Here is an 11,883-nt window from a genome sequence, read left to right on the forward strand (position 1 = left end):
CGGCGAGACCTGCCCACCGGATCGCCTCCAATATGCGTGGCCCGAGACGGTTGTCTCCTCATCCCAATGCGTCAGGCCGCTTACGACATTGTCTCCCTGGCGTTGTTCGACGCCACTCTGAACCCGCCCGATCGGTGGCGAGCATGCGATTGCGGGTGAACGAGTTCGCGCATTCGGTGGCGTAGTAGAAGACTCCGCCGCGGATGACGTATCGCGCTCCCGGTCGGGTGCTGGCTGTCTCGCGTCGGTCGTCGTGGCGGTAGGGGTAGCCGAATGTCGGGTGGTTTCCGCTGTACCCCCACAGGCTGCGGGTCCATTCCCAGACGTTGCCGATTAGCTCCTGGCGGCCGGCCTGGTTGTCGCCTTCGGGGGAGAACCGACCGGGGGCGACGACCGCGCCGATGCCGGTGGCGCGGATGTTGGCCCGCCGCGGGTCGGCGGTGTCTCCCCAGGGGTGAAGGTCGCCGTGGCTGTTGCCTGCTGCCGCTTCCCATTCGGCTTCGCTGGGCAGGATGATGCGCTGGCCGCTCGCCAGGGCTCGATCTGGGTACCGAGCGGTGACTGTGTCTATTACGACGACGGACGTGGGTGCCACGGATCTGATCCCCGTCCCTTCAAGATCCGTAGCAGTTGAGTTACGGCGTGGGTGAGAGGGATGGCTTCTTGTTCGATTCGGCGAAACGGGGTGGGGCCCGCGGTAGCGATGGTGGCGTACGCGACGGTCTCGGATTCGGTCAAATGCGGCAGGAGCTCCCGTGACGGCTTGATGGGCCGGCCGGCCTTGTCGTGGTTTACGCCATGCAGGGAGTAGTGGTGCAGGTCGGTGGCTTCCATGAGGATGGAGGTGACATGTTTAGCTGGTGCACCGTCTGGCGCGGGCACGGCGAGCGTGGCGCGGAAGTGGTTGAGGATCGCGTACCCGTCCGCGTCGATGTCGCCCCAGTAGACGACGTGATTCGCGGAGCGGATCCAGGGCACGTTCGCGAGTAGGGCGGCTGCGGCCTTGCCGCCTCCCTCGACCACGATCGTGTCGCTGACCGGCGGAAACCAGAGGCGGGAGTCGCGGTTCTCCACGACGAGGACGACGCGCGGCTGGTAGGCGATGTCGTGCACGTCCCCGGTGGTCCAGGCATCGTGCCTGCGTCGGCCCGACCCGGCGTGGTGTGGGTCGACATAGGTTAGATGCATGACGGTCAGCCGAGGCCGGACTTCATTCCGGACATCACGTCCAGCAACGTCGCGCAACAGCGCGCCGTGGGTGTCGAGCCATTTGGTGTGCATCCCGGGCACCGGAAGTTGCCGCAGTGTCCAGTTGCCGGCGTCGGGGTGCTGGCGTAGCCAGGTCACTGCGTTGATCAGCACGTCCACGTCGTTGGTTGGAAGGCCGTAGACGGCCCGGAGCGTGGCCGGGGTGAGGGTGGCGCCGGCGGATCGCATGGTCGATGCCAGCGCACGGGCCCGGCCGATTTCCACGGTCGGTGGTTCAGCATCGTTATCGGTGTCGGTGATAAGCGTGGCGGCGCCATCCAGGTCTGCATTGAGCACGGCCGGGAAGTCGCCAGCGACTCCTCGGATGGTCACCGCAGTGCGGACGACTTCCACGCCGGCGGGGAGCTGACTGCTGAAGTCGCGCCATTGCATGTGCCAGCCGTGCCAGGTGGTATGCCCGAGCTGCTCGACGGCCTTACCGGTCCTCAGCCCTGGGCGGAGCCGAACGGAGAATACGACTCGGTCGCCGACACCGAGTTCCGCGCACACCGCTTCCGCCCACTTCTGTTCGATCTTGCTTCGGACAGCCGCAACGGCGTCTCGTGGGGTGACGAGTGGGCTCATGCGTCCGGAACACCTACCAGGAGCTTCGCCCAGGATCGGCCGTGGGCGTTCTTGAGGATCACGTACTCTGCGTCCACGTGCGGTTCGATCGCGCTGTGCTTGTCGTTTGGGGCGCCGATAACGAGCTGGAAGCCCAGTCCGCGCCACGCGCCGATGGCGCGGCCGGTGAAGTGCGCGTCCGCCTTGATCAGCGCCTCGTCGAGGAAGACAGGGGCATAGCGGGGACGGGTGGCGCCCGCATCGCCCAGTTGGTAGCGCAGTGCGGCGCCGACGATGAACGCGACGAGCTCCTGCGACTCGCCGCCGGACTTCTCGCCGATGTGGTCGTAGACGGCGACGTGCCTGCCGTCGAGGTCGATTTTCTCGGCACTGATCCGGACGTGGTTGCGTACGTCGATGAGGTCGGCGAAATCCGGCGCGGTGCGGCGGATGCGGTCGATCACCTTGGTCATCCGGTGGTAGGCGCGTTCCCGGTCGTCGTCTGTTGCCGCCTGGTCGATGAAGGCGCGTACGTCGCGTAGCTCCTTGCGGAAGCGAGCGCGCGCCGTGGAGTGGCTCTCTTGCGGGTCGATGCGCAACCGGTGTTTGTCGTCGGCGAACGGCAGTTCGGCGAGGATGCGGTTGACGGGGTCGATCCGGTCGCGGATCTCCCGGACAGCGGCGGCGAGCTCGCTGTCCAGGCCGGTCAGGTCGTTGCCGGACAGGTCGAGCAGACTGTCTCGCCAGTCGGTCTCCAGCTCGTGCAGGCCACTGGTCTCCAGGTCGGTGAGCAAGCGGTCGAAGTCGCGGTAGGAGCCGTCCGGGTCGATGCCGAGGTTCGGGTTCGGCCAGCGCTCGAGGAACATCGAGAAGACATCGTGCAGCGCCTTCCTCGACCGGCCGATCGACTCCGTCGCGGATCGCCGGTCGGTGTCGAGCCGCTCGGTGGCGCGTTTCACTCCTGCGTCGAACTGCGCGAGCACGTCCGCCGGGCTGGTGCTGTCCGTGTCGCTATCGAAAAGCGTCTCCAGGTAGTCCCGGTGTTCCTCGCTGAGGTCGACGCCTGACTCGGCGGCCGTGTCGAGCGCCGTTTGGGCGCGATCCACCTCGTCGACGGTCGACGCCCATGACTTCCCGACCGCTTTCAGGGTGTCCTTTTGCCGGCCGACACGCTCGGTCAGATTCCTGACCTGCTGCTTGAGGTCGTCCAGCTGGCGCTGCAGCTGATCGATCTCCGGATTGCCGGCGCGGATTTCGTCGAGGACGCGGTTCCAGCGGTCCCGTTCCGCCCGGACCGCGTCGACATCCACCTGATCCCACGACAACTCGGTCAAGGTCCGGTAGGCCGTGCGTCTGGCTTCCATCGAGTTGAGGTTCTCCTCCTCCCTCGAAGCCCTCGCGACAGCATCGTCGAGGCGCTTGTGGGCGAGGTTGATCCGGTCCTCAAGCTCGGCAAGCGTCCTGCTGTTCGTGAAGCCGAGCACGTTGGCCCGGCCGTGGCCGCCGTGCGCGCCCCGGCCACCTTCCGAGGTCTGGCCGGTGATCGTGAGGGCCTTGGGGTACTGCGGCAGCAGCCGGGGCGTGTCGATGCAGACGAAGGCGAACCGGCGGGCGAGTTCGCCCTTGAGCCAGGCGGTGAACGGCGACGGCCGATAGTCGAGTCTGCCCGGGAGCGTCTTGCCGTCCAGTCCGACCTCGTCGCGCAACCCGGTGCGCACGCCCTCGAACTGGACCCGCCTTGTGGTCGGCACCGAGTTGATCGCCTCGCGGAACGTGTTCAATCTGCCGATGTCGATCAGCATCCGGGTAGCGAATCCGCCGAGCGCGAGGTTGAACGCCTCGCGCCACGGCTCGAACTCCGTCCGTACCTCGATCAACTCGCCGACGAACGGCAGGTCGTCGGGACTGAGTTTGGCGGCCTCGGCCAACGCTGCGCGAGCCGCGTGCAGGTCAGTCGGGATGTTGCCCCGGCGGGCCTGGACTGCGTTGCGCTCGGCGCGCAACCCTTCTAGCTCTCGCTCGGCCTCCTTCTTCTCCGCCACCGCCTCGGCGTACGCGTGCTGAGCAGTCCTGCGGGCATCGACGTCAGCCAGAGAGCGATGCGCCATCTCGACCAGTCCGGCGAAGTCATCAGCGGTCGAGACCGAGGCGCCGATCGTGACCAGCACCCGGTCCAGTCGCTCCCGTGCGCGTTCGACGTCGCCCAGCCGCTGCTCCACGACGCGGATCTCCCGCTGTGCGGTTTCCATGCGGTCGCCGCCGGACGCACGAATGGTGTCGGCTACCCCGTCGCGCTGCGCCTCGGCCGCATTGACCAGGGCATTGGTCTCCGCCAGTTCCTCTTGTGCCCGGCGGTGCCGCTGGTCCAAGTCACTCTCGGCCGAGCGCAACAGGTCGAGCCGGCGTTGATGACGCCACAACGCGGCAGGCGACGCCGCATCAGTAAAGGATCCGATCTCGTCGATCGAACGCAGCCGGTCCACCGCTTCGTCGATGGTGCGCCGGTGTTCACGGATCGGGGTCAACGCCTTCACCTGCTGGCGGGCTGTGATCATCCTGGCCCGGATGCCGGACAGCTCGTCGAATTGCTGCACCACCGCGTCTGCAGTAGCCAGCGTGGACGGCTCCTCCAGAACCATCGTCTTGTATAGGGCGTCGACCGTGGTGATCTGCTGGCCGGCCTGAATTCGTCCCAGCAACGCGACCGCCTTGTGCCCGTCGCCGGCGGCGCCGATGCCGAGCGTGGTGTGCAGACGTGCGGTGAAGTCCCGGTCGGTTTCGCTCCAGTTCAAGCCGGTTGCCGTGACGTCCGTACGGGTGAACTTCTTGCCCGCCGGGCCTTCCAGCGCCCGCAGTTGATATCCGTGGTCACAGGTGGCGCGTACCGGCACGACGTCGTCCAGGCTGCGAGCCGACGACGGAACGTACCAAGCCCGCAGCGCGGTGAACTCGGCACCGGTGTGGTCCACCCATGTCATTGCGATGGCGGACCAGGTGTCGCGGCCGTCGCCACGCAGCACCCGCAACTTCGTCTCACCGTCGGTGCGGGACTCGTCGAGCTTGCCACGCGCGTAGGAGAGGATGTTGCGCTGGTCCTTGCCCCGGGGCCGGCCGACCACTCCGCCGTTGGACGCTCCATTGAAGGGAGTCGTGTGCGGCATGAGCAATGCGATGTACGAGTCCATCAGCGTCGACTTACCTGATCCGGAACCTCCGCTCAGCAGGGTCGCGCCAGGGGCGAGGCGCAGGTGGTGATACCCGTCGTAGCCGCCCCAGTTGACCAGTTGCAGGTCCCGCGCCACCCACTGCTGGCCTCGCGACGCTGCCGGGATCAGCCCGAACAGTGTGTCGATCATGCTCACGCCGTGGCCTCGTTCTGTGCGTGTAGCCACTGATTCAGCTCGGCGAGCTTCTCCGTGCTCAGTACGACCTCCACCATCGGGGTGATCCGATACCGGCCTGCGGACTCCTCCGCGAGTAGACCTTCGGTGACCAGCCGCTGCACCGCGTTGCGCACCTCTTGTTGGCGCCTGGCCAGGTTGTGGTCGTGCGGGTCGAAGTAGGTCAGCACGGTCTGCTCCAGTTCTTCGATGTCCACCCGCGCGGACGTCTCGCCCGTGCCGCGTTCCCGTTGGAATACGGTGCGAAGATGTACCAGGACCAGAGTTTCGGCCCGGTTGTAGGGATCGTCCTTGAGCAGGATCGGCACGTCCAACTCCACTGACCGCACCTGCTGCTTGAAAGCGACGCCTCGGTCGTGGTCGACCACGAGGCGGACGAACAGGTCGTGCATACGCGATTCGATGATCTGCTGGTTCTCCAGCAACGTGCGCCAGTGCGCCGGGTTCTTCTCGGCGAGCAGGAACTTGCGCCGTAACAACTGGACCAGCACCCGGCGTACGTCGGCGTCGAGCGTGCCCGCGTCGCCGGCGAACAGCTCGGCTGGATCTTCCTCCATCGAGACCGGGTCGATGAACCCGGCCGCCACCCCTGCCGACCAGCCCTCGTCGGTGCCGACCGGCTCAGTCATCGCTGCCGCTCCTGTCTGCGCCCGCCGGATTCGCCGCCACCACACTGCCGAGAGCGAACCGTCGCCGGGTCCGATCAGGTCGCACCGTGTCGACCACCGCGACCTCGGCCGTCTCGGTCATTCCGGCGTCATGAGCGATCTCCAGCAGGCCGAGCAGATCAACCGGCCGTTGGATCTCCTCGCTTGCTGCGCGGAACGCGGCCACCACATCGACGCTCGCTGCCCCGCCCGCGAAGGCTTCCAGGTGCGCGCGCAACTCGGCGTACCGGGGGCCGCCCCATGCCCGCGTGTCCGCGGCCGGCATGTCCTCAGTCTCGTCCCAGTCCCGCAACGGCGCGGGAGGCTGCGGTGGCCGAGGGTCGCTCATCCGCTGACGCAGGTGTCCGACGTCGGCAACCGGCAGGCGACGCAGCGACTCGACGGCCTCGCCGCGACGAGAGCCGGGAATCCACTTGTGCAGGCTCGACATCACGTCCCTCAGCAGTTCGTCCACCTGGCGGTCCCGCATCGGATCGTGGTTGCGTACCTGGGTGGTGATGACATGCGATGCCTGCCGCTGGGCGGCCAGCACCTCTTTGACGCCCTGCTCGATCCGCCGCGATATCTCGGTCAGCTCGCGCCGCTGCTGCTGCGGCAGCAGCTCAGTGAAACGGTGCCGCAGCACGGTACGCAGCTGGCCCCACAGGCCATCGATCTGCGCCGGGTCTCCGATCAGGCGAAGCGCCCCCGCGAACGCACGGCCTTCCGGTGTCGCATCCAGGATCCGCTGGCCGCGCGCAAGGTACTCGCGCAGCACCTCACCGGTGGGCCGCACGTCGTGCCGCAATTCGGCGACGACGTCGCGCTGAATGGCTTTGATGGACTCTGCCACACGGGCGAAATCCGCGGGTAGCTCCCGCGCCAAGTGCAGCACATTCTCGGCCGCTTCGAGCAGCTGCTCGTCGTCGACCGTCTCGACGGCGCCGCCCTTTTCGAGCCGGGTCAGCTCCTTCTGCCGCTGCTGGATCTCCTCGTGCAGGCGCACCATCCTAGACATCAGGTCGGGATCCGCGTCCTGCGCAAGTCGCTCGATCGCCTCCAGCAGCGTCCTGACCCGCGACTCCGACACCCTCGTATGCGCTCCGCCGACCCGGCCAGCCACCTCGAGCGCACCGACGCCGTACGCCGAGAGCCGATACACCTCGGCATCGTCGTCGGACACCTGCCGCACCAACCACCCCGCCTGCACCCACTGCCGGCAAAGATCGCGCGCGTTGCCCGCGGGCAGCGGCTGGCTGTCCTCGTCGCCGTAGCCAGCAGCCCGCAACTGGTCAAGGGCGTCGTTGATCTCCGCATGCGCGTCCGCCACCGCGACCGTCGGGCGCTCTGCGGTGAAGACCATCGCCAACGCCGTCACCACGAACGGTGCATGCGTCTGATGAAGCAAGGCGAGCATCGGATTCTGAAACGCCCGCAGCGCTCCCTGGTAAGCACCTTCAACACCTCGTGTAGCCATCAGCCCTCAGCGTACGGCGCAGGTACGACACGGAAGACCTTGCCCATTGTTGCCGGTCATCCTGCCGGCGGTGATCGCCGAGGCTCTCCCGACTGAACTGGTTAGTCTCCCGAGATCGAGACTGGCCAAGGTCCGCTTGGGTAAGTTGCTGCCCACTCGTAGAGGCCCGGGCATGGGAACAGTCACCCGAGTCGTGGTCAGGTGACAAGGACAACTGCCCGCTTGCGGTGCCATGGCTCCTACTTCTCTGGACGGATCGGTGCTGGGGACGGGTCAGATGTGTAGGGAACCGGTTTCGAGGGCGTCGGCGAGTTCGTGCAGTTCGGTATCGGTCGCCCAGCGCACGGTGCTCCCGGCGCCGTTCTTCGAGACACGCAGAAGTGCTGGGACATGCTGGGCCACGGCGAGCATGTGGCTGATCACGACGACGAGTCGACCAGCGGTGACCTGTGTGGACAGGGCGTCGAGGGCGTAGGTGAGGGCGTTGTGGTCGAGACTGCCGAAGCCTTCGTCCAGGAACAGCGATTCGGCTCTCCCGCCGCTGCTGCTGGCTTGTTCGACGACGGCGAGGGCGAGGGCGAGGCTGGCCTGGAATGTCTCGCCGCCGGAGAGGGTCTTGACGTCGCGGAGGCTGCCGGTGTGGGAGTCGTAGATCTGGAAGTCGGGGCCGAACGCGAACCGGCCGAGGGTCATGTCGCGAATGATCTTGGTGGCGGATCCGAGCAGGTTTTGCTGGCGTTCTTGAACCACGGCGGTGCCGAACTTTCCGTTGCCGAGCAGTTCGACGAGGACGTTGAGGGCGTCGAGGTGGGGCTGGACGGCCGTGATGCGGCGTTGCAGGTCGTCCATGATCGGGATCTGGGTGAGTGCCGTGTCGCGAGTCTCCACAGCGACGGCACGGCAGCCGACGGCATCGTCGTACGCTGATTCGATGGGTTTGCCGTCGGTCGGTGCATTGTTGGTGATGTCGGCTGCCTGGCCGGCGATTCGCTCGAGCAGAGGGGTGATGGCTGCGGCGCGAGCACGCCCCGCCTCGACTGCCTGCTGAGCGAGGTCCTTCGTTTCGATGGCCCATTGGGCTTGGGCGACAAGATCGGCGGTGAGGTCGAGGGTGCTGGCGGGTGGGCTGTGTAGTACTGCCCCGAGCGTTGTGTAGCCGGCGGTGATCGCCAGCATGCGCTGCTGGCTCCGCTGTGCCGGGGCTGTGATGTGGTCGGCACGCCTCGTGGCCAGCTCAGCGCGGCGTTCTTCGAGGTTCTCGATTGCAGTACCGAGCTGGGTGAGCGTGTTCCACTGCTCGCCCAGCCGTAGCCGGTCGGCGGCGGCTTGCTTCTTTAGTTGGTCTACCTGATCCGGGCTTGGCTGTTCCGGCCGGTACTCGGTCGGCAGCTGCCGTAGGAGTCCGGTGATTCTGCTGCGCAGTACGCCGAGGTGCTCGGCGGCCTTCTCGATCTGTCTGGTGCGGCTGGCAATATCTTTGTTGATGGCTTTGGCGGTCGCGGTGGCTTCCGCGGCGCTGTCGCGGACTTTCTCGAGTTCGGCGGCCTTGGCCGCGGTCTGCTCTTGGGCATCGGCGAGGACTTTGAGAGGCCCTTGCAGGATCTGATCGTCAGATCGATCGAGGTCGACAGGGCCTAGCTGACGGGTGAGAACCGAGAGGGCGTCATGTACCTGGGCGGACGTTTCGGCGAGTCGGGTGGCCGTCTGGTCGGCGAGGGTGTGCGTCTCCCGTTCCTTGCTGAGCGAAGCCGTGACCAGGTTGGCCGTGCGCTTGGCTTGGGCTCGGGCCGTCTGCAGTGCTTGCTCGGCGGTGTGTAGGGCCGGTGCATGCGGGGGCACGAAGCCATCAGGCAGCTCGTGTTGGCAGATCAGGCAGGCGTCGCCCGGCCCGAGGTCGGTGGCGGCATAGGCGGCGGCGTTCAGGCGCTTCTGCGCTTCGAGGGTCTCCTCGGCCGCCGTTATCGCCTGGTCGGCTTGCTCCGCGGTCGCGCGGTGCTGCTCCAGGGTCGCGGCTGCCGTCGTATGATCCGCTTGCTGGTCTTTCAGCTCCTGATCGAGTCGTATAACGCTGGCCGTGAGCTCCCGGGCGGTGCGCAGGTCGGTCCGCCAGGCGTCGAGTTGCTTCTGGAGGTCGGCGTCGGCGGATTCGGCGTCCTTGTGCTCGTGCTCCAGAGTGAGGCGTTGTGTGGTGAGATCGGTCGCTTCCGCTTCGATGCCGGTTGCCTCGTTCTGCACATTGCCCAACTCGGTGGCCGCAGCGGCGTGGCGGCTGCTGGCTTCGGCCTCCTGCTCGATGACCTCGCGCAACTGTCCGAGCGTCGTGGCCGCGGTGGCGGGTACATCGGCGAGTGGACCGCCCGGTCGGCGGTCCCCCAGCTCGTCGAGGAGTTCGTGGCGCTGCTGCCGTAACGGTGCCAGCTCGGCGGCCAGCGCCCCGTCCTCGGTCGCGAGCGCCGCATCGTCGGCAGCGAGCCTTGCCAGTTGCTCGGGCGCGTCGGTTTCCAGCGCGGAGGTAAGGGCGCCGGCCAGCTCCAGGAGCTGGTCGCGTTCGTGTTCGGCGTCGGTGCGCTGCTTGTCGAGGCCGGCGAGTTGGTCCTGTGCCCTCTTGAGCTGCTTGATCTGCTCGTCGGCCTGTCCGATCTCAATATCGGCTTGGGCTGCGGTGTCCTGCGGATTCTTAAACAGGGCGGCCTTTCGCTCGTTGAGCGTATGCAGTTGAGGGATGATCGCGTCTCGGCGGTCGCGGGCTTGCTGGGCGATGGTGTCGAGGATGTCGAGGCCGAGCAGGCCTTTGAGCATGCGAGTGCGTTCCGCGGGTGAGGCGTGCAGCAGTTCTTCGAACTTGCCCTGCCGGAGCAGCACCGAGCGGACGAAAGTCTTCTGGTCGAGGCCGATGAGCTGCTGGATGCGTGTGTTGGCGGCGTCGCGGCCGACCCGTGTTTCGGAGCCGTCGACGGCTTCGAGCCGGTGGTGGGAGTTGGTCGAGGTCTTCGACAGCCGCCGGCTGACCTTCCATTCTTTGCCGCGCGCTTCGAAGATCAGTTCCACGGCGAGGATTCCGTCGCCGCCGTCGGCGATGAGGACCTTCGGGGTGGCGGCTTCGAAGGTGCATGCTCCGAAGAGCGCGAAGTTGATGGCGATGAAGATGGACGACTTGCCGGCGCCGGTGTCGCCGGTGATTCCTACGAGGCTATGGCCGCGGAAGTCGATGTGTTGCCGGCTGCGGTATGACCGCAGCCCGGAGAAGGTGAGTTCGAGAGGTCTCATGCGGTGGCCCCTGTCACGTGGTCGTCGGTGAGCAGCGTTTCGACGGCGAAGCACGGGTCGCGGTCCTCGTGGTCGGCGGCGAGGAACTCCGCCATGAGTGCCATTACCGTGGCGGCGGGGGCGGTGCGGGTGTCGATCTGCTGCAGGTAGGCGCTGAAGGAGTCGAGCAGTGGTCGCTGGGTGGTGACGGTGCCGGGTTCCACCACCAGGGCGCTGCCGCGGGTGCCGGCGACGCGCTGTTGCACGTCCAGGACGGTTGCCCGTTCGAGGAGGTCGTGGACGCGTTGCGACAGGGCGGGGTCGTGCGTGTCGGTGTGTACCGTGGCCAGGCACAGGGCGTCGCCGATCGTATCGACCTGCGACTGTAGTTCCGTGAGGCTGCCTTCGAACCGGATCAGAGCGCGGCCGCCTCTGAGTTCGATCGGCTCACAGCGCGCTGGCTTGCCGGGCTCGAGGGTGACCAGCGTGACGCTCTTACGCTGTCCGGCCTCCCCGAAGTCCAGCGGGATCGGGGAGCCCGCGTAGCGGCCGGGGACAGGACCGGGAAGGTCTTGCGGGTCGTGGATGTGCCCGAACGCGGCGTAGTCGACCGGCGGGATGGCGGCGGGATCGCAGGCGTAGTCGTCGCTGCAGTGGCGGGCACGCTCGCTGCCGGAGAGCCCGGCGCCGGTGACGTGCAGGTGTGCTGCGAAGACGGTCAGCTCGCGGGTCGGGTCCAGGTTGGCGGTGAGGCCGGCGGTGATCCTGGCCTGCAGGTCGGCGATGCGGGCCCGATAGGCGCCGGCCCATCGGCGTGGGTCATCGAAGACGTCGATGCCGCGTTCGGCGGACACGAACGGCAGAGCTCCCAGCCGCAGCGTGTTGCCGTCGCGGCCGGGGAGTATGAGGTGGTCGCCGCTGATGCCGACCGGCTTGTTGACGAAGTAGAGCCGGTTGACACGTCCGAGCCGGTCGAGGTAACGCATCTGGCTGAAGTTGTCGTGGTTGCCGGCGACCACGATGGTGGGGGCGATGGCCGCGAGTTCGGCGAGAGCGTCGACGACGCGTTCGATTTCGGTGTGGCTGACCTTGGAGTGGTCGATCAGGTCACCGGAGTTGACGATCGCGTCGGGGCGCACGTCGCGGGCGATGCTGATGATTTCGGTGAGGGCGTCGTCGAGGTCGGTAGCGCGGGAATGGTTGTACGTGGTGCGTCCGGCGTGCCAGTCGGAGGTGTGCAGCACCTGCATGTGGCGGTGGCCCTTTCGTGAAGGGAAACGTGCGCTGGCGTGGAAGCGGC

Annotated in this window: 7 protein-coding genes; all 7 read right to left on the reverse strand. The window is 67.0% G+C overall.

Annotation, left to right across the window (positions count from 1 at the left end; translation table 11 throughout):
• Positions 1-58 precede the first annotated feature (58 nt).
• The 7 genes from IF06_RS33110 to IF06_RS0114170 all read right to left on the reverse strand — a co-directional run bounded on the left by IF06_RS33110 (position 59) and on the right by IF06_RS0114170 (position 11,833).
• Entirely contained in the window at positions 59-595 is a 537-nt protein-coding gene (locus tag IF06_RS33110) for a formylglycine-generating enzyme family protein (protein WP_232236684.1), read from the reverse strand.
• Entirely contained in the window at positions 571-1,833 is a 1,263-nt protein-coding gene (locus IF06_RS0114145; RefSeq protein ID WP_030271474.1) for a Wadjet anti-phage system protein JetD domain-containing protein, read from the reverse strand. Before IF06_RS0114145 ends, IF06_RS33110 begins: the two co-directional genes overlap by 25 nt.
• Positions 1,830-5,168 carry an ATP-binding protein gene (locus tag IF06_RS0114150; RefSeq protein WP_232236685.1) on the reverse strand — a complete coding sequence of 1,113 codons (3,339 nt, stop codon included), beginning with the start codon at positions 5,166-5,168 and terminating at the stop codon, positions 1,830-1,832. The genes IF06_RS0114145 and IF06_RS0114150 overlap by 4 nt, the downstream gene beginning before the upstream one ends.
• Before the next feature lie 2 nt (positions 5,169-5,170).
• Positions 5,171-5,842, reverse strand: a complete 672-nt coding sequence (locus IF06_RS0114155) for a DUF4194 domain-containing protein (protein ID WP_030271476.1) — start codon at positions 5,840-5,842, stop codon at positions 5,171-5,173.
• The gene (locus IF06_RS0114160) at positions 5,835-7,337 is read right to left on the reverse strand and encodes a DUF3375 domain-containing protein (protein WP_030271477.1); all 1,503 of its coding nucleotides are present in this window, start codon (positions 7,335-7,337) and stop codon (positions 5,835-5,837) included. The genes IF06_RS0114155 and IF06_RS0114160 overlap by 8 nt, the downstream gene beginning before the upstream one ends.
• Before the next feature lie 273 nt (positions 7,338-7,610).
• Positions 7,611-10,604, reverse strand: a complete 2,994-nt coding sequence (locus tag IF06_RS0114165) for an AAA family ATPase (protein WP_030271478.1) — start codon at positions 10,602-10,604, stop codon at positions 7,611-7,613.
• A complete protein-coding gene (locus IF06_RS0114170; RefSeq protein ID WP_052166168.1) occupies positions 10,601-11,833 on the reverse strand; it encodes a metallophosphoesterase family protein in 1,233 nt (410 codons plus the stop codon). The genes IF06_RS0114165 and IF06_RS0114170 overlap by 4 nt, the downstream gene beginning before the upstream one ends.
• Positions 11,834-11,883: the final 50 nt, after the last annotated feature.

Source organism: Micromonospora globosa (assembly GCF_000717585.1).
Classification (GTDB): Bacteria; Actinomycetota; Actinomycetes; order Mycobacteriales; family Micromonosporaceae; genus Micromonospora; species Micromonospora aurantiaca.